The 25,407-nt window shown below is 57.1% G+C and carries 22 protein-coding genes and 2 tRNA genes; 2 read left to right on the forward strand and 22 right to left on the reverse strand.

From position 1 onward, the window contains the following. Position 1 precedes the first annotated feature (1 nt). The 9 genes from mrdB to leuS all read right to left on the reverse strand — a co-directional run bounded on the left by mrdB (position 2) and on the right by leuS (position 9,617). Complete coding sequence (mrdB, locus tag HMPREF3140_RS24860; protein WP_002894613.1) at positions 2-1,114, reverse strand: peptidoglycan glycosyltransferase MrdB; 1,113 nt, start codon at positions 1,112-1,114, stop codon at positions 2-4. Continuing rightward, positions 1,114-3,015, reverse strand: a complete 1,902-nt coding sequence (gene mrdA, locus HMPREF3140_RS24865) for a peptidoglycan DD-transpeptidase MrdA (protein WP_002894617.1) — start codon at positions 3,013-3,015, stop codon at positions 1,114-1,116. The genes mrdB and mrdA overlap by 1 nt, the downstream gene beginning before the upstream one ends. 27 nt (positions 3,016-3,042) lie before the next feature. Then, entirely contained in the window at positions 3,043-3,510 is a 468-nt protein-coding gene (gene rlmH, locus HMPREF3140_RS24870; protein WP_002894620.1) for a 23S rRNA (pseudouridine(1915)-N(3))-methyltransferase RlmH, read from the reverse strand. Between the two features lie 3 nt (positions 3,511-3,513). After that, positions 3,514-3,831: a ribosome silencing factor gene (rsfS, locus tag HMPREF3140_RS24875; protein WP_002894623.1), complete on the reverse strand. Its 318-nt coding sequence runs from the start codon at positions 3,829-3,831 to the stop codon at positions 3,514-3,516. 222 nt (positions 3,832-4,053) lie between these two features. Beyond that, positions 4,054-4,683 (reverse strand): adenosylcobalamin/alpha-ribazole phosphatase, encoded by a 630-nt coding sequence (locus tag HMPREF3140_RS24880; RefSeq protein WP_004151650.1) that lies wholly within the window; start codon positions 4,681-4,683, stop codon positions 4,054-4,056. Between the two features lie 72 nt (positions 4,684-4,755). Further along, on the reverse strand, positions 4,756-5,406 hold the full coding sequence (gene nadD / locus HMPREF3140_RS24885; RefSeq protein ID WP_004176879.1) for a nicotinate-nucleotide adenylyltransferase: 651 nt from the start codon (positions 5,404-5,406) through the stop codon (positions 4,756-4,758). Beyond that, positions 5,399-6,430, reverse strand: coding sequence for a DNA polymerase III subunit delta (gene holA / locus HMPREF3140_RS24890; RefSeq protein WP_002894692.1), 1,032 nt, complete (start codon positions 6,428-6,430; stop codon positions 5,399-5,401). The genes nadD and holA overlap by 8 nt, the downstream gene beginning before the upstream one ends. Next, positions 6,430-7,020, reverse strand: coding sequence for an LPS assembly lipoprotein LptE (lptE, locus tag HMPREF3140_RS24895; protein WP_002894693.1), 591 nt, complete (start codon positions 7,018-7,020; stop codon positions 6,430-6,432). Before lptE ends, holA begins: the two co-directional genes overlap by 1 nt. Before the next feature lie 14 nt (positions 7,021-7,034). Continuing rightward, the gene (gene leuS, locus HMPREF3140_RS24900; RefSeq protein WP_004147581.1) at positions 7,035-9,617 is read right to left on the reverse strand and encodes a leucine--tRNA ligase; all 2,583 of its coding nucleotides are present in this window, start codon (positions 9,615-9,617) and stop codon (positions 7,035-7,037) included. A 226-nt stretch (positions 9,618-9,843) separates the two neighbouring features. On the opposite strand from leuS, the gene HMPREF3140_RS24905 reads away from it, so the two are divergent. After that, entirely contained in the window at positions 9,844-10,326 is a 483-nt protein-coding gene (locus tag HMPREF3140_RS24905) for a zinc ribbon-containing protein (protein WP_002894699.1), read from the forward strand. Positions 10,327-10,371: 45 nt separating this feature from the next. Here the strand turns inward: HMPREF3140_RS24905 and HMPREF3140_RS24910 are convergent, their stop codons facing one another. The 11 genes from HMPREF3140_RS24910 to miaB form a co-directional block, all read right to left on the reverse strand. Continuing rightward, the gene (locus HMPREF3140_RS24910; RefSeq protein ID WP_023279711.1) at positions 10,372-12,165 is read right to left on the reverse strand and encodes a filamentous hemagglutinin N-terminal domain-containing protein; all 1,794 of its coding nucleotides are present in this window, start codon (positions 12,163-12,165) and stop codon (positions 10,372-10,374) included. A 65-nt stretch (positions 12,166-12,230) separates the two neighbouring features. Then, entirely contained in the window at positions 12,231-13,901 is a 1,671-nt protein-coding gene (locus HMPREF3140_RS24915) for a ShlB/FhaC/HecB family hemolysin secretion/activation protein (RefSeq protein WP_004176875.1), read from the reverse strand. 373 nt (positions 13,902-14,274) lie between these two features. Further along, positions 14,275-15,000, reverse strand: a complete 726-nt coding sequence (locus tag HMPREF3140_RS24925; protein ID WP_002894706.1) for an amino acid ABC transporter ATP-binding protein — start codon at positions 14,998-15,000, stop codon at positions 14,275-14,277. Continuing rightward, positions 15,000-15,674: a glutamate/aspartate ABC transporter permease GltK gene (gene gltK / locus HMPREF3140_RS24930; RefSeq protein ID WP_002894707.1), complete on the reverse strand. Its 675-nt coding sequence runs from the start codon at positions 15,672-15,674 to the stop codon at positions 15,000-15,002. The genes HMPREF3140_RS24925 and gltK overlap by 1 nt, the downstream gene beginning before the upstream one ends. Further along, entirely contained in the window at positions 15,674-16,414 is a 741-nt protein-coding gene (locus HMPREF3140_RS24935; protein ID WP_002894709.1) for an amino acid ABC transporter permease, read from the reverse strand. The genes gltK and HMPREF3140_RS24935 overlap by 1 nt, the downstream gene beginning before the upstream one ends. A 164-nt stretch (positions 16,415-16,578) precedes the next feature. Next, a complete protein-coding gene (locus tag HMPREF3140_RS24940) occupies positions 16,579-17,490 on the reverse strand; it encodes an amino acid ABC transporter substrate-binding protein (protein WP_070553153.1) in 912 nt (303 codons plus the stop codon). Between the two features lie 354 nt (positions 17,491-17,844). Further along, positions 17,845-19,383, reverse strand: a complete 1,539-nt coding sequence (gene lnt, locus HMPREF3140_RS24945) for an apolipoprotein N-acyltransferase (protein WP_032411047.1) — start codon at positions 19,381-19,383, stop codon at positions 17,845-17,847. 125 nt (positions 19,384-19,508) lie between these two features. Next, positions 19,509-20,387, reverse strand: coding sequence for a CNNM family magnesium/cobalt transport protein CorC (gene corC, locus HMPREF3140_RS24950; RefSeq protein ID WP_004197606.1), 879 nt, complete (start codon positions 20,385-20,387; stop codon positions 19,509-19,511). 147 nt (positions 20,388-20,534) lie between these two features. Then, complete coding sequence (gene ybeY, locus HMPREF3140_RS24955) at positions 20,535-21,008, reverse strand: rRNA maturation RNase YbeY (RefSeq protein ID WP_002894722.1); 474 nt, start codon at positions 21,006-21,008, stop codon at positions 20,535-20,537. Next, the gene (locus HMPREF3140_RS24960; protein WP_004176871.1) at positions 21,005-22,051 is read right to left on the reverse strand and encodes a PhoH family protein; all 1,047 of its coding nucleotides are present in this window, start codon (positions 22,049-22,051) and stop codon (positions 21,005-21,007) included. The genes ybeY and HMPREF3140_RS24960 overlap by 4 nt, the downstream gene beginning before the upstream one ends. A 153-nt stretch (positions 22,052-22,204) precedes the next feature. Next, positions 22,205-23,629 (reverse strand): tRNA (N6-isopentenyl adenosine(37)-C2)-methylthiotransferase MiaB, encoded by a 1,425-nt coding sequence (gene miaB, locus HMPREF3140_RS24965; RefSeq protein WP_002894730.1) that lies wholly within the window; start codon positions 23,627-23,629, stop codon positions 22,205-22,207. Positions 23,630-23,808: 179 nt separating this feature from the next. Between miaB and ubiF the strand changes: the two genes are divergently transcribed. Then, positions 23,809-24,984: a 3-demethoxyubiquinol 3-hydroxylase gene (gene ubiF, locus HMPREF3140_RS24970; protein ID WP_032411049.1), complete on the forward strand. Its 1,176-nt coding sequence runs from the start codon at positions 23,809-23,811 to the stop codon at positions 24,982-24,984. Positions 24,985-25,103: 119 nt separating this feature from the next. Here the strand turns inward: ubiF and HMPREF3140_RS24975 are convergent. Both HMPREF3140_RS24975 and HMPREF3140_RS24980 read right to left on the reverse strand, forming a co-directional pair. Further along, positions 25,104-25,178, reverse strand: a tRNA-Gln gene (locus HMPREF3140_RS24975). Positions 25,179-25,253: 75 nt separating this feature from the next. Next, a tRNA-Gln gene (locus HMPREF3140_RS24980) sits at positions 25,254-25,328 on the reverse strand. Between the last annotated feature and the right edge of the window lie 79 nt (positions 25,329-25,407).

Raw genomic sequence — 25,407 nt, forward strand, 5'->3', positions numbered from 1 at the left:
TTTAAACGCTTTTCGACAACATTTTTCTGTGGGTATGGATCGACATTACGATACCAAACCCGGCCATCAGTACGATCAGGGCGGAGCCCCCGTAGCTCACCAGCGGCAACGGTACGCCCACCACCGGTAAAATACCACTCACCATACCAATATTTACGAAGACATAAACGAATAAAATCAACATTAAACCACCGGCCATGACCCGGCCAAAGGTGGTTTGCGCCTGGGCGGCGATCCACAGTCCGCGCATAATCAGCAGAATATAAAGCGCTAGCAGGATCAGTACGCCAATCAGGCCCAGCTCTTCGGCGAGGACGGCGAAGATAAAGTCGGTGTGGCGTTCCGGCAGAAACTCCAGCTGCGACTGGGTGCCGTGCAGCCAGCCTTTGCCGCGCAGACCGCCGGAGCCAATGGCAATTTTAGACTGAATAATGTGATAGCCGGCGCCCAGCGGGTCGGTTTCCGGATCGAGGAGCATCATCACGCGCTGACGCTGATAGTCGTGCATCAGGAAGAACCACAGGATCGGAATAAAGGCGGCGACCAGCACCACGGCGATACCAATCAGGCGCCAGCTGAGGCCGGAGAGGAACAGCACAAACAGCCCGGATAGGGCGATCAGGATCGAGGTCCCGAGGTCAGGCTGCGCCGCCACCAGCAGCGTCGGCAGGAAGATTAGCACCAGGGCAATGCCGGTGTTCTTCAGCGACGGTGGACAGACATCGCGGTTAATAAACCGCGCTACCATCAGCGGCACGGCTATTTTGGCGATCTCCGACGGCTGAAAGCGCACAATACCGAGATCCAGCCAGCGCTGCGCCCCTTTGGAGATGGCGCCGAAGGCGTCAACGGCTACCAGCAGGATGATACAGAAAATATAGAGGTAGGGCGCCCAGCCTTCATAGACCCGCGGCGGGATCTGCGCCATGACGATCATGATCACCACGCCCATGGCGATCTGGCCGATTTTACGCTCCATCATGCCGACATCCTGACCGCTGGCGCTCCAGATAACCAGCGCGCTGTAGGTCAGCAGCGCCAGCAGGATAAGCAGCATGGTGGGGTCAAGATGGATTTTATCCCATAGCGATTTTTTGTTCGGATTATCCGTCATTATTGATCCTCCCCTGCGGTTACCGCCGGGTTTTCGCTTGGCAGCGTAGTGTTGTTATCGCCCAGCATGATGTGATCGAGGATCTGGCGCATAATCGTACCGACCGCCGGGCCGGCGCCGCCGTTTTCCAGAATCATCGCCACGGCAACCTGCGGGTTGTTATAAGGCGCAAACGCCGTCATCAGTTTATGGTCGCGCAAGCGCTCGGAGATCCGGTGCGCGTTATAGGTTTCGTTGGCCTTCAGGCCGAACACCTGAGCGGTACCTGACTTGGCCGCGATTTTATACGGCGCGCTGGCGAAGTATTTGTGCGCGGTGCCGTTGCCGCGGTTGGCCACGCCGTACATGCCGTCTTTGGCGATTTCCCAATAGCCGGAATGGATATCGCCTACCGGCGGCTCATGGGGCTGGACCCAGGGTACGGGCTTGCCGTCTTCCACGGTGCTCTGCAGCAGATGCGGCACCTTCACCACGCCGTCGTTAATCAGGATCATCAGCGCTTTGTTCATCTGGATCGGCGTGGCGGTCCAGTAACCCTGGCCGATGCCCACCGGAATGGTGTCCCCCTGGTACCAGGGTTTCTTAAAGCGCTTGAGCTTCCATTCGCGGGTCGGCATGTTGCCAGAGCGCTCCTCGGAGAGGTCGATACCGGTGTAGTGGCCGTAGCCAAACTTGCTCATCCACTCTGAGAGACGGTCGATGCCCATGTCATAGGCGACCTGGTAGAAATAGGTATCTGCAGACTCCTCGAGCGCTTTGGTGACGTTCAGATGGCCGTGGCCCCACTTTTTCCAGTCACGATAGCGTTTCTCTGAGCCAGGCAACTGCCACCAGCCGGGGTCGAAGAGGCTGGTGTTGCGGGTGATCACCCCGGCGCTCAGCGCCGAGACGGCGACGTACGGTTTGACCGTCGACGCCGGCGGATAGACCCCCTGCGTTGCTCGGTTGACCAACGGTGTGTTCGGGTCGTTGAGCAGCGCGGAGTAATCTTTGCTGGAGATGCCGTCGACGAACAGGTTCGGGTCATAGCTCGGGGTTGAAACCAGCGCCAGAATAGCGCCGGTACGCGGGTCGGTCACCACCACGGCGGCGCGGCTGCCGGCCAGCAGCGTTTCAATATACTGCTGCAGCTTGAGGTCGAGGGTGAGGTAGATGTCGCGTCCGGCCTGCGGAGGCACCTCTTTCAGCTGACGAATGACGCGGCCGCGGTTGTTCACTTCAACCTCTTCGTAGCCGGTCTGACCGTGCAGAACGTCCTCGTAATAACGCTCTATACCCAGCTTACCAATGTCGTGCGTCGAGGCGTAGTTGGCCAGCTTGCCCTCTTTATCCAGGCGGTCGACGTCTTTATCGTTAATTTTTGAGACATAGCCAATGACGTGAGTCAGCGCCGAATTATAGGGGTAATAACGACGCTTGTAGCCTTTGACTTCCACGCCGGGAAAGCGGTACTGGTTGACGGCAAAGCGGGCCACCTGCACTTCGCTGAGGTTGACCTTTACCGGAATCGAGGTAAAACGATGGGAGCGGGCGCGCTCCTTTTTGAAACCGGCGATGTCATCGTCGGTTAAATCGACGACGTCGCGTAGCGCATCCAGCGTCTGCTGTACGTTATCGACTTTCTCCGGCATCATCTCCAGCTGGTAAATGGTGCGGTTAAGCGCCAGCGGGGTGCCGTTGCGATCGTAAATAATGCCGCGGCTCGGCGGGATCGGCACCAGCTTGATGCGGTTTTCGTTCGAGCGCGTCTGATAGTCGTCGAAGCGAACGATTTGCACATTGTACAGGTTGGCGATCAGAACGCCGGTAAGCAGCAAAATCCCCAAAAAAGCGACCAGCGCCCGGCGCACGAACAGCGAGGATTCAGCCGTATAGTCGCGGAAAGAATTCTGTAATTTCATTCGCTGCTTAGTCTACCCTGATCATCATTACTCACGGTGGTACGGGTGGTTGGTGGTGATGCTCCACGCCCGGTACAGACTCTCGGCCACCAGTACGCGCACCAGCGGGTGAGGTAAGGTGAGGGTGGAGAGCGACCAACTCTGTTCCGCCGCTGCTTTACAGGCGGGAGAGAGACCTTCCGGGCCGCCTACCAGTAAACTGACGTCGCGCCCGTCCTGTTTCCAGCGTTCCAGTTCGCGCGCCAGCTGCGGTGTATCCCATGGTTTACCCGGAATATCCAGGGTCACGATGCGGTTCTTACCGGCAGCGGCTAACATCATCTCGCCCTCTTTTTCGAGGATGCGTTTGATATCAGCGTTCTTACCGCGCTTACCGGCAGGGATCTCCACCAGCTCGAACGGCATATCTTTGGGAAAACGGCGCAGATACTCGCTAAAGCCGGTCTGTACCCAGTCCGGCATTTTGGTGCCAACGGCCACCAGCTGCAACTTCACGCATTAACTCCAGAGTTTTTCCAGCTCGTACAGACGACGGCTCTCTTCCTGCATGACGTGGACCATCACGTCGCCGAGGTCGACGACGATCCAGTCGGCGGCGGCTTCCCCTTCAACGCCCAGCGGCAGCATGCCGGCGGCGCGGGACTCCTGAACCACGTGGTCGGCGATAGACATCACATGACGCGTGGAGGTGCCGGTGCAGATAATCATGCAATCGGTGATGCTGGATTTGCCATGTACATCAATGGCAACGATGTCCTGACCTTTCAGGTCATCAATTTTGTCGATAACAAAATCCTGGAGTGCTTTACCCTGCAAGTGTTCCCCCTGGGTGCGTGAAGATTGATAATCATAAAGAGCCTGACAGTATACCTGAACTGATGAAAAAGTCGGGTGAAATGTCTGTCGGCAGGCGTTCGTGGCGGGCTATCATCCCATCCCTCGCCGCGGATTGCATCGCCATTTTTGTAAAACAATTTCTGCAAACCGGCTTTGGCGGATGCTGCCTGGCAGCGGAGAATAACAGCCTGCTCTGGCCTGTCAATGGTCTGGCGGGAATTCTTCTTGCGGCCGCCAGACGGCCTGGCTATTTAATACCCGCAGGGTGGTGAAATCGTCGCGGATTTCGAGGAGGCTCCAGGCGCCATGGGCAATGGGAAAGTGCCACATCGCCGCCGCAGGCATCTGCAACAGCAGGGCGGTCAGCAGGCTCAGGACGCCCTGATGGCCGACGATCAGCAGATGGTCAAGATGGCGGCAGTCGGTCAGCGTTGGGATAAACTCGCTGACGCGGCGGGCAAAATTCTGAAAGCTTTCGCCGTTGGTGGGGGCCGCATGCTGCCAGTCGGCACACCAGGCGGCATAGTTTTCCGCATCTTCTCGCTGGAGGTCGCGATGATGACGCATCTCCCAGTCGCCGAAAAACATCTCATTGAGCGCGGGATGGCGCTCACGCGGAATAGCGCGGTCGCCAAGCAGCAGATCGGCCGTTGTCCCGGTCCGCGCCAGCTCGCTACAGAATACTTTATCGAAAGGCGCCAGGCGCAGCCGTTCGCCGAGCGCGCGCGCCTGAGCGACGCCGCGCGGCGTCAGGGGCGTTGGGGCATGGCCGCTGTATAACCCGGCAACGTTGGCTTCGGTTTCGCCATGGCGAACTAACCACAATTTCATGAACAGGCTCTGACAGGCGATGAAGAGATGGCGTTACGATAGCGCTTTTTTCGCGCCAGGCCCAGCCTGGGGTCAGCAATAGAGTCCCTGCTCGCGGATGTAATCCAGCACGGCGGCGGGCAGCATCTCGGCGCAGGACTCGCCGCGCTCAAGGCGCTGGCGGATGATCGTCGCGGAAATATCGAACCACGGCGTCTCAGCCAGGTAGATCACGCCGGAAGGGCGGTTATGCAGAGACTCCACGTCGTGGGTTAAATGGCGATCTAGCCAGCGCTGATCCGCTTCCTGCGCCATGGTCAGCGGGTAACCCGGGCGGCGGCAAACAATCAGGTGGACATTGTCGAGAATGGTTTCATAGTTGTGCCAGGTGGGAAAGGTCAGTAGCGAATCCTGGCCAATGATAAACGCCAGCGGTTTGCGCGGCCCCTGCTCCTGGCGCCACTCCTGCAGCGTTTGCGCCGTCCAGGAGGGGGTATCGCGCCGTAGTTCGCGTTCATCGAGCGTGAACAGCGGTTTATCGGCAATCGCCAGCTTCAGCATGTGCACGCGCTGGGCGCTGGTGGCTTCCGGCTGCGGCCGGTGCGGCGGGACGTTGTTAGGCATGATGATGACCTTGCTCAGGCCAATCTGATTCGCCAGGATCTCAACCGGCTTGAGGTGACCGTAATGCACCGGATCGAAGGTGCCGCCATAGATTGCCTGTAACTGAGTCATATCAACCATCAATAAAAACGTCCGCCAGGGCTTTGTGGCAGAGCAACAACGAAAGACTTTCCAGTTCGGGCCAGACGTCGTGCCCGTAATCCTGTTTAAAGGTGAGCTCCGCGCGGGTCAGAAGGGTCACCGCCTGGCGCAGCTGTTCCCCGCTCAGGCGCGTGAGGGCGTCGCTGAGCAGCTGACGGCGGTTTTGCCAGACCCGATGTTTATCAAACAGCGAGCGCAGCGGCGTGTGCGTCGCCTGGCGCTTGAGGGTAACCAGCAGCAGCAGCTCCCGCTGCAGAGTACGCAGCAGGATCGCCGGCTCGCAGCCTTCAAGGCGTAACTGCTGCAGGACGTGCAGCACGCGCTTACTTTTGCCGGCCAGTAGGGCATCGACCCAATGGTAAGGCGTAAAGTGCGCGGCATCGTTTACCGCTTGCTCAACGCGGGGCAGGGTTAGCTTACCGTCCGGCCAGAGCAGCGCCAGACGCTCCAGCGCCTGCGCCAGCGCCAGCAGATTGCCTTCGTAACAGTAGCACAGCAGCTGACTGGCCGCGTCGTCGAGCTGCAGCTGATGCTGTTTGGCACGGGCGGCCAGCCAGCGCGGCAGCTGCGCGTATTCCGGCGTCTGGCAACTGACCTGGACTGCGCGCTGAGCCAGGGCGGTGAGCCATGCGGCATTCTCCTGGGCTTTGGTCAGCTTATTTCCGCGAACTATCAGCAGCAGGTCGTCGTGCAGCAGGCCAACCAGCGTGGCGAGCTGTTCATTGATCGCCGCGTTGGGGCCGTTTTCCGGTAGGATCAACAGCAGGGTTTGCCGGCTGGCAAACAGGCTCATCGCCTGGCTTAAGGCGAAAATCGCCTGCCAGTCGGTGCTGTTGTCGATTGAAAAAGTATGGTGCTCGGTAAAGCCCTGCGCGGCAGCAGCTTCGCGAATGGCGTCCTGGCTTTCCTGCAACAGCAGGGGATCGTTGCCAAGCAGCAGATAGGCCGCGCGCAGCCCTTCAGTGAGCTGCGCGCGGAGCTGTTCCGGGTACAACCGAATCATCATTGACCCAGCGTGGTGGAGACGCGGTTACCCGAGGAAGCCGGCGCCGCGCTGCTGGCGACCGGTTTCTCTTCCTGCTGGGTTGCTTCAACATCCGCTACCTGAACGCTTGGCAGCTTACGAATCAGCTGTTCCGCCGCTTTGTCGTACATTTCCTGGATAATCATATCCTGCTCGGCGTCTTTCGCTAATGCCGCCTGCGGGTTATCAAAGAACGACCGGTAGACCTTGGTGGTAATCGGATAGATATCGTGACCCGGGATCAGGACGCTGGCATGAACGGTCATGACCATCTGATACTCCGCCGTACGACCATCCTGGAACACCGATGCGGTATCTTTCTGAATCGACGAGCCATCGAGGCGCAGAGAAGGGACATCTTTACGCAGCGTGCTGGCGTCGATCAGTTCCACGCCGTTAAGACGCAGCTGATTACGTACCGCGCGGCTTAACGGGCCGTTCGGATCGCTCGACTGGAAAATCATGGTTTTCATGGTGGCGGGCACCTTGGTAGTGCTACGCAAATGCCAGCCACAGCCGGCGGTGACGAGCACCGCCAGAGATAACAACATTGTTACCAGATATCGCACGCTTCCTCCCGCGCTTAGCCAACGACCAGATTGAGCAGTTTACCCGGAACGTAAATCACTTTACGCACGGTTTTACCGTCGAGATATTTCGCCACCAGATGTTCCTGGCCGGCGCGCTCGCGAACCTGCTCTTCAGTTGCATCTACCGCAACGGTAATTTTACCACGAACTTTGCCATTGACCTGGACGACGACGAGGGTGCTGTCTTCCACCATCGCGCTCTCATCCGCTACCGGCCACGGCGCGTTGTCGATATCGCCTTCGCCGTTCAGCTCACGCCACAGGGTGAAGCTGGCGTGCGGAGTGAACGGGTTGAGCATACGCACCACCGCCAGCAGAGCTTCCTGCATCAGCGCACGATCTTGCTCATCTTCCTGCGGCGCTTTCGCCAGCTTGTTCATCAGCTCCATGATTGCCGCGATGGCGGTGTTGAAGGTCTGACGACGGCCGATGTCATCGGTCACTTTGGCGATGGTTTTGTGGATATCGCGACGCAGCGCTTTCTGATCTTCGCTCAGAGCCGCCACGTTCAGTGCCGCAACCTCTCCTTTGGTGGTGTGCTCGTAGACCAGTTTCCAGACGCGTTTCAGGAAGCGGTTCGCCCCTTCAACGCCAGATTCCTGCCACTCGAGGGTCATATCCGCCGGGGACGCAAACATCATGAACAGACGCACGGTATCCGCGCCGTAGCGCTCAACCATCACCTGCGGGTCGATGCCGTTGTTTTTCGACTTGGACATCTTGCTCATGCCGGTGTACACCAGCTCGTGGCCCGCCGCGTCTTTGGCCTTCACGATGCGGCCTTTTTCGTCGCGCTCAACGATGGCGTCAACCGGGGAAACCCAGTTACGTTCGCCGTTTTCGCCCACATAGTAGAACGCGTCAGCCAGCACCATGCCCTGGCACAGCAGCTGTTTCGCCGGCTCATCGGAGTTCACCATGCCCGCGTCGCGCATCAGCTTATGGAAGAAGCGGAAGTAGAGCAGGTGCATGATGGCGTGTTCGATACCGCCGATGTAGATATCTACCGGCAGCCAGTAGTTGGCCGCTTTCGAATCCAGCATTCCTTCCTGATACTGCGGGCAGGTGTAGCGCGCATAGTACCAGGAGGATTCCATAAAGGTGTCAAAGGTGTCGGTTTCGCGCAGCGCCGGCTGGCCGTTGACGGTGGTCTTGGCCCATTCAGGATCGGCTTTGATCGGGCTGGTGATGCCGTCCATGACCACGTCTTCCGGCAGGATCACCGGCAGCTGATCTTCCGGGGTCGGCAGCACGGTGCCATCTTCCAGGGTCACCATCGGGATCGGCGCGCCCCAGTAGCGCTGACGGGATACGCCCCAGTCGCGCAGACGGTAGTTAACTTTACGCTCGCCCACGCCCATAGCAGCCAGTTTGTCGGCAATGGCGTTGAAGCCCGCTTCATAATCAAGACCGCTGAACTCGCCGGAGTTAAACAGGACGCCTTTCTCGGTCAGCGCCTGCTCGGAGAGATCCGGCTCGGAGCCGTCGGCAGCGAGGATAACCGGCTTAATGTTCAGACCGTACTTGCTGGCGAACTCGTAGTCGCGCTGGTCGTGACCCGGAACGGCCATTACCGCGCCGGTGCCGTATTCCATCAGCACAAAGTTTGCCGCCCAGACCGGAATTTCTTCACCGGTCAGCGGATGAATGGCTTTAAAGCCGGTATCGACGCCTTTTTTCTCCATCGTCGCCATGTCGGCTTCGGCCACTTTGGTATTGCGGCACTCGTCGATAAAGGTGGCCAGCGCCGGATTGTTCGCCGCAGCCTGCTGCGCCAGCGGGTGACCCGCCGCGACGGCCAGGTAGGTACAACCCATAAAGGTGTCCGGACGGGTGGTGTAGACAGTCAGTTTGTCAGCGTAGTCGTTGACGTCAAAGGAGATTTCTACCCCTTCCGAACGGCCGATCCAGTTGCGCTGCATGGTCTTCACGGTGTCCGGCCAGTGGTCCAGCTTATCCAGATCGTTCAGCAGTTCATCGGCGTAGGCGGTGATTTTAATAAACCACTGCGGGATCTCTTTACGCTCGACCTTGGTATCGCAGCGCCAGCAGCAGCCGTCGATAACCTGTTCGTTGGCCAGCACGGTCTGGTCATTCGGGCACCAGTTCACTGCGGAGGTTTTTTTGTACACCAGGCCTTTTTTGTACAGCTCGGTGAAAAACTTCTGCTCCCAGCGGTAGTATTCCGGGGTGCAGGTCGCCAGCTCGCGGCTCCAGTCATAGCCGAAGCCCAGCATTTTGAGCTGGTTTTTCATGTAGGCAATGTTGTCGTAGGTCCACGGCGCTGGCGCGGTGTTGTTTTTCACCGCCGCCCCTTCTGCCGGCAGACCGAACGCATCCCAGCCGATCGGCTGCAGGACGTTTTTGCCCAGCATGCGCTGGTAGCGGGCAATCACGTCGCCGATGGTGTAGTTACGCACGTGACCCATGTGTAGTCGACCAGAAGGATAAGGAAGCATCGACAGGCAGTAATACTTCTCTTTGCTCTCGTCTTCAGTTACTTCAAATGTACGATTTTCGTCCCAGTGAAGCTGGACTTTCGATTCTATCTCTTCCGGGCGGTATTGCTCTTGCATGGCAGCCAGTGGTCCTGTTTTCAATACAGCTACAAAGTGTAGCCAATGGATGTGTTATTTCAGATCGGCATAGCATAGCCCAAACGCCCACGTCAAAACAGCTTTTCGCACATCAACATCGGCAAAAGCTGCGCAGATTATTTCGCGACTCTGTGGCTTGTCAGACACAGCGGGAGAGGAATAAGGTCTATTATCAGAAGACGTTAACCCCACCGGAGGCGAAATGATGAACAAGGTTGCTCAATATTACCGTGAACTGGTCTCCTCGCTCAGCGAACGGCTCCGCCATGGAGAGCGCGATATCGACGCGCTGGTGACGCAGGCGCGGGAAAAAATCGTCCGCGCCGGCGATCTGACGCAGAGCGAGATCGAGTCGGTGATTGCGGCGGTCAAGCGCGACCTCGAGGAGTTTGCCCGCAGCTACGAAGAGAGTCACGAAGACGAGAGCGACAGCGTGTTTATGCGGGTGATCAAAGAGAGCCTGTGGCAGGAGCTGGCTGATATCACCGACAAAACCCAGCTCGAGTGGCGGGAAGTCTTTCAGGATCTGAATCATCACGGCGTGTACCACAGCGGCGAAGTGGTCGGTCTGGGCAACCTGGTCTGCGAGAAGTGCCACTATCACCTGGCGGTATACACCCCGGACGTGCTGCCGCGCTGTCCAAAATGTGGCCACGATCAGTTCCAGCGTCGGCCCTTCGAGCCCTAAGCGTGCGAAAAACGATGCGCGAGGCTTCGCGCATCGTGGTTTGTCTTATTTCACCGTGTTGACTTCGGTGCTCTTGAAATACTGTTTTCCACCCATGTCGCTAACATATTTCTGCGATGAGTTCAGTACCAGCTTGTCAGCAGTTAACGTCCCGACGCCGCATTTCGCCAGGCCCAGGATGCCGCAACTTTTACCACCATTGACCACTTTGGTGGCGGTTAACGTCATGTTGCCGCCCGCGCTGAGGGTTGAATAATTGTAGATCGCGCCTTTATTTTTGGTATTTAAGGTCAGGTCGCCGGTGCTGCTGATCTGCCCTTCGTTGGTGATATCTGAGTAGGTCGTGATTGAAATATTTTTGGCAGTAATATTGCCATAATTATTCACTACGCCGTGATCGGTGGTGATATCGGCGGCATTCATATAACCATTTTGGTTCAGCCAGTAGCTGTGGGCGGTAATGGCGTTGGTTGCCTCAATACGACCACTGCTGCTTTGCGCCAGCGTGCCATTGGTCTGCAGATTGATATTTTCGCCGGTGATATTGCCGAGGTTATAGATCTCGCCCGTATTGGCGCTGCCGTCCTGTTTAAGCGACTGAATGGTGGTTTGGCCAGTAGAGTTAATATTGCCAGTGTTTTTAAAGCTGTCGCCGACAAACGTCAGGCTGGTGTGTTTGGCGCTGATTTTGCCTTCATTGAGGAAATCACCGATTGCCGTGGCGGCAATCTGGTTATTTGACAGCAGGGAGGCTTTTTCTTCGTTGCGGATTTTCCCGCCGCTGGTCAGGCTTAATCCACTGGTGCCGGTCATCGTGCCTGAGTCGCCGTTGGTGATGTTGCCGTTAGCGGTGGCAATCAGCTGGCCGCCGGAGAGAGAACCGGTGTTAACGATATAATCGCCACTGGAGAGCATTAAATAATAGGCGCCGGCGATGCTACCGTCATTGGTGATGCCCGTGACGGTGGAAACCTGGCTCAGCAAACCTTTGCCCGTTATTGACCCTTTGTTCAGTAAATTACCGTTGCTGGTGAGCATCAGCGTGCCGTTGGAGATAATAGAACCCTTATTACGTACGCCAAAGCCGATGTTATTGCCGACCATGCTGATGCTGTTGGCCTCAATGCCGCCAAGGCTGCTGACGTCGATGCTGTACTGCGGGTTAACCGTCATCTGGATCAGGGTGGCCTTTTTACCGGCGGAGGTCACCGAGCCAGAGCTGTTATCCATGGTGAAGTTGCCCGCGCTGACCAGGGCGTTGTTGGCCTGCACTTTACCGTTAATCTTAATCGCGTCGGCGAGCAGAACCGCGTAGCCGTTGGCGGCGTTCATGCCATTTTCGCCGATGGTGAGGGTGCCTCCCGTTACGGTATAGCTGCCGATGGCGCCATCGTCGGTCATATTAACCTTGCCGGTGGTCAGGATAGCCTTGTTGGTATTAACAAAGCTACAGCCGGAACAGGTGATGCCGTTCGGGTTGGCGATTACCACATCCGCTTTCTGACCGTTGACTTCGATAAAGCCCTTCAGGCTACTGGCGTTTTTGGAGGTCACCTCGTTCAAAATCACCGAAGCGCTGCCGGCGGTCAGATTATTGTTGCGGGCGATATTGCCAAATGTGCTGTGGCTGACATCATCGCCGCTGTTATTAAGGATGGTGCCATTGGTGCCGACGTTGAAGTCGCGGTACAGGTTATGGGAGACACCGGCGGCATTCGGCTTTTCAATATCGATAACCGTGGCGCCGGAAGAGTGCGTATAGCTTGTGGGGTCGGCATAAACTACCGACGAGGTTAATACTGCCGCCAGTGCGACATAAGAAGCCTTAAACTTAAACATTTTCTTTATTCCTTTAAATAATGATTAATAAATAATGTAAATATGACGAGTCAATAATGTGCGAATTAATACCTCCACTGTAATGAAAAGCCCATATTCAGGGCGTCGCTATGAAACTTATCCGGTTTACTCAGCGGGGTACTAATAAACAGATCGTACTGCGTTGACCATAGCTGACCGCGCAGCCCGCTGACGGCGCCGGAGAGCACTTTGCCTTTTTGATATAGATCGGCGCCGATAAGACGGCCTATATCCGCGCCCAAATAGAATTGCCGCTCGTGGGTGGCCAGATCCCAGATAAAATCGTTGCGCCAGTACCATCCCTGATTGCCGGACAGGCTGTTTTCACCGTCAAAACCGCGCACGCTCCAGCGACTACCAATATTGAATTTATTATCGGAAGCGAGTTTGTCCGGGCTGAACTGGGCGCTGAGGCGGGGAGCCCAGGTAAATTTGTCGCCGGTGGCGTCAAATTTCATCATTGCCTGCAGATTACCATGCACAATCCGCGACAGCGGGCTATACAGCCCGGCCTGCTCTTCCGGCGTTGCTGTCGAGCTGAGCCACGGCAGGCTGCGCTGGATGCCGATGCTGGCATCAACAATCTTTTTGTTAAAGTAGTGCTGGTGGTTGAGGGTGAATTCCCATGAGGGGTTCTGCTTGCGCATCACCAGTAGCTCACTGCCGCCGAAGTAATAATGCGAGGTGCTCTTGGCGATCCGCAGGTCAGCGGTGGTTTTTTGCTGCCGGGTGTGGGAGAGCAGACGACTCAGCGTGGCGCTGTAGTAGCGATTTTTACTCTTATAATCCATCGTCGACCAGTTGCCGTTAAACTGCTGACGATACTGGCTGTATGCCCCGTAGGCGCTTAGTGTCCAGTAGCCAAAGGGAATGGAGTAATACAGGCTGCCGTTGTGGTTGCCGTCGTTATGCTGATTGAATTCAATATCGCCCCCGCCGGAAAGGTACAGGATATCGTTGAGGGTGGTCAGGTCATAGAGATAGAGGGCCCCGCCGGCCTGGTAGCGTCCGCTGGCTTTGCTGCCGGCGTCGTCAAGCCAGGCGCCAAGCTGCCATTTTTTCGCCAGGCTGCGGGCGATCTGGATATCGCTTTCGCCCTCGTGCTGGCCCGGCAGCAGTTTCATGTGCGCGGTGGCGCCGGGCAGACGCTGCAGGTTGGCCATCCCTTGCTCAAGGTCGCTTAAGCGCAGGATAGTACCGGAAGAGGTGGGTAGGGAATTCCACAGGCGGGTGGTGTCCGAGCCGTCGGCATAGTCGATAGCGCCCACTTTGCCATAGTGCAGCGTGAACCTGAGTATGCCGTGCTCCAGCGACTGGGAGGGCACATCAATCAGCGAGGTGATGTAGCCTTGCGCGATCAGCTCATTTTGCAAGGTATAGGCCAGCAGGCGAATGCCTTCGCTACCCAGACAGCGTCCCTGCGCCTGCCGCGCGGTTTTCGCCAGTAATTTCCGGGTGAGCGCCTGGTTATCGGAGTCGATATCGACCCGGTTGATCAATTTGCAATGCGTTTCCTCAGGAAAAGGGATACCCTGCGGCGCCACGCGCTGTTGTGAAGACTGAAAATCCTGTTGCTGCGGCGCCAGCGCTTCCTGGCGGGCTTTATCCTGCTCCGTCTGGTGAGTAGAAGAGGCCAATGGCGCGGCCCCGGCGGCTGAGGTGCCCGCCAGCGTGATAAACAGCAGCCCGGTGAGCGTGCGAGATCGAATTAACATGAAGCAATATCCATTTGTTTCATTGGTTTGGTGGCGCATCCATTATTCTGCGAGCGGCAGAGAATATTGATGGCCTTTATTTCGGCGCAGGCGAGGTCAGGCAAGAATATTATATTCAATTAATAAAATAATCGTGCGACGAACCTGTTACGAGGCGTTATATGCTAGCGGCGGTGGCAAGGCCGGTCCACTAATTCATTATTGAATTCTTTATGAATTGATCGATTTAATAAATAAGTTCAGCTTTTATCGCCCAGGTTTATTGGGTACGTAAATGATAGTAGCGATAATCTGCCGCATAAATAACATTGGCGAATAATATGGCGGAAAAGATTAACTGCGCATACCGGGCGGTATGCGCAGAGAAAAACCATTAATGGAGTATTTTGGCGAGGAAATCTTTGGCACGCTCGGATTGCGGATTGGCAAAGAAGGCCTCTTTATCGGCATCCTCGACAATCTTCCCTTCATCCATAAAGATCACCCGGTTCGCCACCTTGCGGGCAAAGCCCATCTCATGGGTCACGACCATCATGGTCATCCCCTCGTTGGCCAGTTCGACCATAACGTCCAGCACCTCGTTAATCATCTCCGGGTCAAGCGCTGAGGTGGGCTCATCAAACAGCATGGCGATTGGGTCCATACACAGGGCACGGGCAATGGCCACGCGCTGCTGCTGGCCGCCGGAGAGTTGCGCCGGGTATTTTTCCGCATGCGCCGCCAGGCCAACGCGCTCCAGCAACTTGAGGCCTTTCTTGCGCGCTGAGGCTTTATCGCGGTTAAGCACTTTAACCTGCGCCAGCGTCAGGTTGTCGATAATCGACAGATGCGGGAACAGTTCAAAATGCTGAAACACCATGCCGACGTGCGAGCGCAGTTTAGCCAGGTTGGTCTTTTTATCGTTAACCACGGTGCCATCGACAATAATCTGCCCCTGCTGTACCGGCTCAAGGCCGTTCACAGTCTTAATCAGCGTGGATTTACCGGAGCCTGACGGCCCGCAGACCACCACGACTTCGCCTTTTTTCACTTCCGTGGAGCAATCGGTCAGCACCTGAAAGTGACCATACCATTTTGAAACGTTTTTCAGGGTAATCATTACACAGTCCTTTTCTTCAACCAGCTGACCAACAGCGAGGCGCTGAGGCTAATCACAAAATAGACGCCGCCCGCGAACAGGATCATTTCGACCTGGGTTCCGTCACGCTCGCCAATAGTGGAGGCGGTACGGAAGAAGTCGGCGAGACTCAATACATACACCAGCGAGGTATCCTGGAACAGGACGATCCCCTGGGTTAGCAGCAGCGGCACCATGGCGCGGAAGGCCTGCGGCAGGATCACCAGCCGCATTGACTGCCAATGGGTCATCCCCAACGCCAGCGCGGCGCTGGACTGGCCGCGGGAGATGCTCTGAATGCCGGCGCGGATAATCTCTGAATAGTAGGCGGCTTCGAACATCGAAAACGCCACCATCGCCGAGATCAGGCGAATATCCGTTTTCGGCGACAGTCCCAGCACGTTCTGCAGGAAGCCCGGGACAATCAGGTAGAACCACAGCAGGACCATCACCAGTGGGATTGAGCGGAATACGTTGACGTAGGATTTAGCAAACCAGGCCAGCGGCAGAAAGCTGGACAGGCGCATAACCGCCAGCAGGGTGCCCCAGACGATGCCGACCACGATGGCGATCACCGTAATCTTCAGGGTGATCACCAGCCCTGCCAGCAGATAGGGCATGGAGGGAACGATCGAACTCCAGTCAAAATCGTACATTATTTGCCTCCCATATTGCCAGGCAGGCGAACCTTACGCTCGACCACATACATAATCAGCATAATCACCGCGTTGATGAAAACATAGGCCAGGGTGATGGCGGTAAAAGACTCCCAGGCATGAGCGGAGTAGTCCAGCAGTTTGCCCGCCTGCGCGGCCATATCGGCCAGACCGATGGTGGAGGCGATGGCCGAGTTTTTCACCAGGTTCATCATCTCCGAGGTCATCGGCGGCACAATAACGCGGTAGGCGTTCGGCAGCAGCACGTAGCGGTAGGTTTGCGGCAGGGTCAGGCCCATCGCCAGGCCGGCGTTCTTCTGCCCGCGCGGCAGCGACTGGATGGCGGCGCGTACCTGCTCGCAGACGCGAGCGGCGGTAAACAGCCCCAGGCACAGCATGGAGGAGACAAAGAATTGAATGTTTGGGTCCAGCTCCGATTTAAACCACATGCCGATATTTTCCGGCAGGAACTCCGGCACCACCAGGTACCAGGTAAAGAACTGCACGATCAGCGGCACGTTGCGAAACAGTTCGACATAGCAGGTGCCAATGCCCGAGAGGAAGCGATTGGGTACCGTGCGTAAAATGCCGAACAGTGAGCCGACGAGAAAAGCGATGATCCAGGCCGAGATGGAGAGGGCGACGGTGATTTGAAAACCGCTCCACAGCCAGCCCAGGTAGGTAGTGTTGCCGAAGGGGGCCTGTTGCAGGAATATCCCCCAGTTCCAGTCTATTGACATACATGACTCCTGGAAAAAAAAGGGTAGCCAGTGCTACCCTCGAAGACGGTTGTCCAGCTTGTTTCGGTATTCGCGGCGGCTGGGGAACGACCAGCCGCCGTATAGTCTGTCCGTGCTGTGACAATCATCGGGAGGGCAGGATATCCCGCCCCTGGTTGTTATAATTAGTTCAGTGCTTTGTCGTTAGGTGATTTGAACAGCGCTTTCATGTCGTCCGACAGCTCGAAGTTGAGGTTAAGATTTTTTGGCGGAATCGGGTTTTTGAACCATTTGTCAAACCACTTCTCCGCTTCGCCAGAGGTCTGAGCCTGGGCGACGGTTTCATCAACCAGCGCCTTGAACGTCGGATCGTCCTTCTGCAGCATGCAGCCATAGGCTTCCTTCGACTGCGGGGTGCCGACGATTTCCCAGTTATCCGGTTTCTTCGCCTTGGCGCGTTCGCCAGCCAGCAGGGCATCATCCATCATAAAGGCCACGGCGCGTCCGCTCTCCAGGGTGCGGAAAGAGTCGCCATGATCTTTGGCGCTGATAATGCGCATATTCATTTTTTTCTCATCGTTCAGCTTATGCAGCAGGATCTCTGAGGTGGTTCCGGAGGTGACGACGACCGCTTTATCCTTCAGGTCCGGGAAATCTTTGATCGGGCCGCCTTTCTTCACCAGCAGACGGGTACCGACCACGAAGATGGTATCGGAGAAGGCCGCCTGTTTCTGGCGCTCAAGGTTGTTGGTGGTTGAGCCGCACTCGAAATCAAAGGTGCCATTCTGCAGCAACGGGATACGGTTCTGCGAGGTGACCGGGATCAGTTTGACCTGCAGATCGGGTTTGTTCAGTTTTTTCTTGATGGCATCGACGATGGCGTTGGAATAATCCTGAGAGTAGCCCACAACCTTCTGCTGGTTATCGTAGTAAGAGAACGGGACCGAAGATTCACGATGGCCGACAACGATAACCCCGTTTTTGGCGATCTTATCCAGGGTGTTCTGGCCAGCCGCCGGGGCAGCATCTTCCGCCTGCGCCAGACCAGCGGTCATTCCCATTACCAGCATTGCCGTGGCCAGTTTACGTAATTGCATATCCAACTCCTTATCCGCAGCGTCAGCGACGCTATTGATACCCATTGTGATTGTGTGTGTTGTTATTGGGGGCACGCATCCACGTGCCGCATTTGTATGTGTTTGTTAGCATTTAGTTTGGCTTAATGTAAAGATTTTGCTGCTTTATTGTTTATTTTTGCGAAGCGCTCCGCACCAATCGGAGGCAAATATCTTCCATTGCACCAAAATAGCGCGACCACCGATCGTTTCTGGTGCAACCCGGTTGCACTGGGTCGGACGATGCCGCTACCAGGTTAAATAAAGCAATGACTGTGCCAGAGTGGCAGATGATGGGAAGAAAAAGCCGGCGACGGGCGTCGCCGGCGGAGAAACTTATCGGCGACGCTGGCGCAGGCTCATCAGCAGCGCGGCGAAACCAAACAGCGCCGTCAGCGCCCATAGCGGCCAGTTGCCGGTGCGGGCGTAAGGGGTTAAGCCGCTGGTGGGGGTCACGGTGGTGGTCAACACCTCGCGGGTAAACTGCGGGATCATCTTCTGGATCTCGCCGCGCGGGCCGATCACCGCAGTAATGCCGTTGTTGGTGCTGCGCAGCAGCGGGCGGGCCATCTCCAGGGCGCGCATTCGCGCCATCTGGAAGTGTTGCCACGGGCCGATGGACTTGCCGAACCAGGCGTCGTTGGAGATGGTCAGCAGGAAGTCGGTGTCCGGCCGGAAGTTATCCCGCACCTGTTCACCGAGGATTATCTCGTAGCAGATGGCCGCGGTCAGCTTCAGGTTATGCGCCATCAGCTGCGGCTGCACGTAGGGGCCGCGGCTGAAGGAGGACATCGGCAGGTCAAAAAACGGCGCCAGCGGACGCAGAATCGACTCCAGCGGTACAAACTCGCCGAACGGCACCAGATGGTTCTTGTTGTAGCGGTTGGTCGAGTCGTAGCGGTACGGGTTATCTTTGCCGAGAGTAATGATGGTGTTGTAGGTATCGTAACGGTTCTGCTTGTTGAGACGCGCATCGACAATGCCGGTGATCAGCGAGCTGTCTTTTGCGCGCAGCAGATCGTCCATCATGCTGAGGAACTGCTGCTGGTTGATCTCCAGATCCGGGATCGCCGATTCAGGCCAGATAATCAGCTGCGAGTGGCCGATATGCGGCTGGGTCAGCGCCAGGTAGGTTTTCAGGGTATTGACCAGCTGCTTTTCGTCCCATTTCATGGCCTGTGGGATATCGCCTTGCACCAGCGAGACCTGGGTCGCGCGCGCCGGCAGCAGCTGATACCACTGGATATAGCGCAGCGGGAACGGCAGGGCGAACAGCAGCGCGGCAATCGCCAGCGGCTTCCAGTTGCGCTGGACGAGGGCCAGGGCCAGCAGGCCGCTGACTACCATCAGCAGGAAGTTAATCGCCTCGACGCCCATCACCGGCGCGAGGCCTTTCAGCGGGCCGTCAATCTGGCTGTAGCCGAACTGTAGCCACGGAAAGCCGGTCAGCACCCAGCCGCGCAGGAACTCGGTGATTTGCCAGACGACAGGGGCAGCGATAGCCATCCGTATCCAGTTAGTTTTAGGCCACAGACGGGCGAGCAGGCCGGCAAACAGGCCGGTGTAGAGCGAGAGATAGGCCGCCAGCAGAACGACGAGGAAGACGTTAACCGGGCCGGGCATTCCGCCAAACTGAGCGATGCTGACATAGACCCAGTTGATACCCGTGCCGAACAGCCCGAGTCCCCAGAAATAGCCGATCCCGGCGCTTTGCAGCGGGCGTCGGTTGAGGGTTAACGCCTGCAGACCGATCAGCGAAACGATAGCCGCTGGCCAGAAGTCATAAGGTGAAAAAGCCAGCGTTCCGCTGGCTCCAAACAACAGCGCCAGCAACAGACGTATGCGCTGGCGTTCAAGAAGAGAGGCAAATACCATTTAGGTTAATCGTCCCGTTAATTAACGCCTGCTGCTACAGGCTATTCTTTTTGCCAGCCGGACGCGGGGCACCTACAACCGTGTATGACTCGCGGTCTCCCGGCTGGCCATTTCAGCGCTACCGCTTACTCTTCCAGCTTCGGCTGGGGAGCGTCATCGGGCAGCTTTACATGCACCTGAATGATACGACGACTATCTGCCATTGCTACCTTGAATTGGTAACCATCAATGTCGATAGATTCGCCGCGGGCCGGCAGATGGCCGAAGGCCTGCATCACCAGCCCGCCAATGGTATCCACTTCTTCATCGCTAAAGTGCGTGTCGAAGGCGTCGTTGAAGTCTTCGATGGAGGCCAGGGCGCGCACCGTCCAGGTGTGGCGGCTCAGCTGGCGGAAATCGATATCTTCTTCTTCGTCGTACTCGTCTTCAATTTCCCCGACGATGAGCTCAAGGATATCCTCGATGGTCACCAGGCCAGAGACGCCGCCGAATTCGTCAATAACGATCGCCATATGATAGCGCTGTGAGCGAAACTCTTTCAGCATGCGGTCGACCCGCTTGCTTTCCGGGACGACAACCGCCGGCCGTAACACTTTTTCCATGCTGAAGGCTTCGGCGTCGCTGCGCATAAACGGCAGCAGATCCTTGGCCATCAGAATCCCTTCGATGTGATCTTTATCTTCACTGATGACCGGGAAACGCGAGTGGGCGGATTCGATGATGACATCCAGGCACTCGTCCAGCGTCTGGTTGCGTTTCAGGGTTATCATTTGTGAACGGGGGATCATAATGTCGCGGACCCGCTGGTCGGCGATATCCATTACCCCTTCGAGCATGTCACGCGTATCTTCATCGATAAGGTCGTTTTGCCCGGAATCACGGATCAGCGCCAGCAGTTCATCGCGGTTTTTCGGTTCCCCGTGAAAAAGCTGGCTGAGTAACAGGGAGAAAAATCCCTTTTTGCTGTTTACTGTGTCACTACTGTGTGAATTGTCGTCGCTCATGGCGTCGTTTGGGTTCTCATGTTGATTTAACTGTCGCTCGTCGCGCGTAGACTCAGCGCCGGACGGCATGGGTTGCCTGACTTTCTGGCAGGTAAAACGCAGAAACAGCGGCCGGATGAGGCGCAAGCACCGCCATCCGGCTGGGCGCTATTCCGCAATCTTCTCGGAAATGTACGGGTCCTCATAGCCCAGAGCAAGCATTATCTCTGTTTCAAGGCCTTCCATCTCTTCCGCTTCGTCGTCTTCGATATGATCGTAGCCCAGCAGATGCAGGCTACCGTGCACCACCATATGCGCCCAGTGCGCCTCCAGCGGCTTACCTTGCTCGCTGGCTTCCTGCTCTACCACCTGACGGCAGATGATCAGATCGCCGAGCAGCGGCATTTCAATTCCCGGCGGCGCTTCAAACGGGAAGGAGAGGACGTTGGTCGGCTTATCCTTGCCGCGATAGGTCAGGTTCAGCTCATGGCTTTCTGCAACGTCGACCAGACGAATCGTTAACTCTGACTCCTCCTGAAACGGCGGAATGACGGCGTCGACCCAGCGTTGGAAAAGGGCTTCGTCCGGCAGGCCGCTGGTCTCTTCGCAGGCCAGCTGTAAATCGAGGATCACCTGACTCATTTTTGCTCCTGTTCCTGGGCTTCGCGTTTGCGCTCGGCGGCCAGCTCTGCTTTACGTTTCTGGTCTGCGGCTTCCCATGCCTCATAGGCGTTCACGATGCGGGCGACCACCGGATGGCGCACCACGTCTTCGCTATGGAAGAAGTTAAAGCTGATCTCATCGACTTCCGCCAGTACTTCGATGGCATGGCGCAGACCGGATTTGGTGCTGCGTGGCAGGTCAATCTGCGTGATGTCGCCGGTGATCACCGCCTTGGAGTTAAAGCCGATGCGGGTCAGGAACATCTTCATCTGTTCGATGGTGGTGTTCTGGCTTTCATCAAGAATGATAAAGGCGTCATTCAGCGTCCGTCCGCGCATATAGGCCAGCGGGGCCACTTCGATGACGTTACGCTCAATCAGCTTCTCCACTTTCTCAAAGCCGAGCATCTCAAACAGCGCGTCATACAGCGGGCGCAGATACGGGTCGACCTTCTGGCTCAGATCGCCGGGCAGGAAGCCGAGCTTTTCGCCTGCCTCGACGGCCGGACGGGTCAGCAGAATACGGCGGATCTCCTGGCGCTCCAGCGCATCGACCGCCGCCGCTACCGCCAGATAGGTTTTACCCGTACCCGCCGGACCCACGCCGAAAGTGATGTCGTGATCGAGGATATTGGCGATGTACTGCGCCTGGTTCGGCGTACGCGGTTTGATTACCCCGCGCTTGGTCTTGATATTGACGGCTTTACCGTACTCAGGCACGCTTTCGGCGCTCTGCTCCAGTACGCGCGCTTCCTTGATCGCCAGGTGGATCTGCTCTGGTTCAATATCCTGAATCTGACCGCGCATTGGCGCTGTGTCGACATACAGGCTGCGCAGAATATCGGCGGCAGCGTGCACGCACAGGGCGCGACCGGTCAGCTTAAAGTGATTGTCACGGCGGTTGATCTCAATGCCTAACCGACGCTCCAGCTGTTTAATGTTGTCGTCAAACGGGCCGCACAGGGCTAACAGGCGTGCGTTATCCGCTGGCTCCAGGGTAATCTCACGAGTGTCTATGTTCAAACTATTCCTCTTTACGCAGGTGGCCGGACGCGGCGCGTGGCCGGCTAATCAGGAAATTATTTACGTCACAGGAAAATGGCGCAAGCATTGCTGTAGATATAGGGACGGAGAGAGGAATTACAAGGCCTGCCGGAACCGACAGGCCTGAAGGGATCATGGCTGGTAAATTCCCACGCCAAGATCGTTCTCTTTACGGGTGCGGGCAATCACTGATTCGGGTGATTCAGCGATACGCAGACCCATCTCCGCTTCGGTGCGCACGATTTTACCGCGCAGCGAGTTGGTATATACATCGACGATTTCGACATCGACAAACTTACCGACGAGGTCCGGGGTACCTTCGAAGTTGACCACCCGGTTATTCTCCGTACGTCCGGAGAGCTCCATGATGTTCTTACGCGAGGTGCCTTCCACCAGGATGCGCTGTACCGTGCCGAGCATGCGACGGCTCCAGGCCATCGCCTGCTGGTTAATGCGTTCCTGCAGGATATACAGACGCTGTTTTTTGTCCGCCTCCGGCACGTCGTCGACCATATCGGCCGCCGGGGTGCCCGGGCGAGCGGAGAAGATAAAGCTGTAGCTCATATCGAAATTGACGTCGGCGATGAGCTTCATGGTCTTTTCGAAATCTTCCGTGGTTTCGCCGGGGAAGCCGACGATAAAGTCGGAGCTTATCTGAATATCCGGGCGCGCTTCACGCAGCTTGCGAATAATCGCTTTATACTCCAGCGCGGTATGGGTGCGTCCCATCAGGTTCAGCACACGGTCGGAGCCACTCTGCACCGGCAGGTGCAGGAAGCTCACCAGCTCCGGCGTATCGCGATAAACGTCGATGATATCGTCGGTAAATTCGATCGGGTGGCTGGTGGTGAAGCGAATGCGGTCGATGCCGTCGATGGCGGCGACCAGGCGCAGCAGGTCGGCAAAGCTGCCGGTGGTGCCGTCGTAATTCTCACCGCGCCAGGCGTTAACGTTCTGCCCCAGCAGATTGACCTCACGCACGCCCTGCGCCGCCAGCTGGGCGATTTCAAACAGGATATCGTCGCACGGACGGCTAACTTCTTCTCCGCGGGTATACGGCACCACGCAGTAGGTGCAGTATTTATTGCAACCTTCCATAATCGAGACAAAGGCGGTCGGCCCTTCGGCGCGCGGCTCTGGCAGGCGATCGAATTTTTCAATTTCCGGGAAGCTGATATCAACTACCGGACTGCGGTTGCCGCGCACGGAGTTAATCATCTCCGGCAGGCGGTGCAGGGTTTGCGGCCCGAAAATAATATCGACATAGTGCGCGCGCTGGCGAATATGGTCGCCTTCCTGGGAAGCCACGCAGCCGCCGACGCCAATAATCAGGTCCGGGTTCTTCTCTTTCAGCAGCTTCCAGCGGCCAAGCTGATGGAAAACTTTTTCCTGGGCCTTCTCACGAATTGAGCAGGTATTGAGCAACAGCACATCTGCTTCTTCCGCCACTTCGGTCAGTTGATACCCATGTGTCGCATCCAGCAGATCGGCCATCTTTGATGAATCATACTCGTTCATCTGACAGCCCCAGGTTTTAATATGGAGTTTTTTTGTCATTGACTTGCTCATGCTCAGTAATAGATATCCAAAACGCGGGGATATATACAGGGTGAATTTCGCATTCCAGGGCGCGTATTGTAATGCTTTGGTCGCCCCCTGACCAGTGCGAGCGTTATCGCCGCAAGAGGGCGAAAAATCCGGTAAACTTAACGGATTCTGCTTTAAGGATAATAGCCATGACAATTCACGTAACAGATGTCGCCATCGTGGGCGGCGGCATGGTCGGCGGCGCCCTGGCGTTAGGGCTGGCGCAACAGGGATTTACCGTGACGGTGCTTGAGAAAGCGGCGCCACCGGCGTTCGATCCGGCATCCGCCCCGGATGTGCGGATCTCGGCGATCAGCGCGGCTTCGGTCGGCCTGCTGAAGAGTCTCGGCGTCTGGGATGCCATACGGGCGATGCGCGTCCATGCTTATCGCCGTCTGGAGACCTGGGAGTGGCAGAGCGCGCACGTCGCCTTCGACGCCGCGGAGCTCAAGCTGCCGGAGCTGGGCTATATGGTCGAAAACAAGGTTCTGCAATGGGGCCTGTGGCAAGCGCTGGCGGCGCATGAGGCGGTTACCCTGCGCGTCGGTAGCGAACTGAAAACGATGCAGCGCGGCGAGACGCAGACGGCGTTGCATTTGCGCGAGGGGGAGACGATCCACGCCCGGCTGGTTATCGGCGCCGACGGCGCTAACTCCCAGGTGCGGGAGATGGCCGGCATCGGCGTGCACGCCTGGCAATATCAGCAGTCCTGTATGCTGATCAGCGTCGAATGCGCCGACGATCCCGGCGACAGCACCTGGCAGCAGTTTACTCCCAGCGGCCCACGCGCCTTCCTGCCGCTGTTCGACCACTGGGCTTCGCTGGTCTGGTACGACGCCCCGGCGCGGATCCGTCAGCTGCAGAGCATGACCATGGCGCAGCTCCAGCAGGAGATCGCCAGTCACTTTCCGGCGCGGCTGGGGCAGGTGACGCCGCAGGCGGCCGGCGCCTTCCCGCTTACCCGGCGTCATGCGCTGCAGTATGTTCAGCCCGGCCTGGCGCTGGTGGGCGATGCGGCGCACACCATTCATCCACTGGCGGGGCAGGGGGTTAACCTTGGCTATCGTGATGTCGATGCCCTGCTGGAGATCCTGGCGGAAGCGCGCGGCCGCGGCGAAGACTGGGCCAGCCTGCCGGTGCTGAAGCGCTACCAGGCGCGGCGGCGAGCGGATAATTTTATCATGCAGTCGGGGATGGATCTCTTTTATGCCGGATTCAGCAATGACCTGGCGCCGGTGCGGATGCTGCGTAATATTGGCCTGATGGCGGCTGAACGCGCCGGGATGCTGAAGCGTCAGGCGCTGAAGTATGCGTTAGGCTTGTAAAACCGGCTTCCCGGGCAGGGGCGTAGCGGAGAGCACCTGCCCGGCAGTCAGTACGGAGTAAGCATGTCAGGACGCCAATAGCAAAAAAGCCCACCGAAGTGAGCTTTTTTGCATTGAAGTGGCTGGGGTACGAGGATTCGAACCTCGGAATGCCGGAATCAGAATCCGGTGCCTTACCGCTTGGCGATACCCCAATTGTCTGTTGCGCTTGACCGTAACTACGCCGGTTGAGGGCAACAGTGCGTTCACTGCTGAACGACTTTTAAATTTGGCTGGGGTACGAGGATTCGAACCTCGGAATGCCGGAATCAGAATCCGGTGCCTTACCGCTTGGCGATACCCCAACAAATTGTTTGCAGATTTATCGATGCGTATCGATACGTCCAGAATTTGGTGGCTACGACGGGATTCGAACCTGTGACC

Source organism: Klebsiella sp. HMSC16A12, from assembly GCF_001808265.1.
GTDB classification, from domain to species: domain Bacteria; phylum Pseudomonadota; class Gammaproteobacteria; order Enterobacterales; family Enterobacteriaceae; genus Klebsiella; species Klebsiella pneumoniae.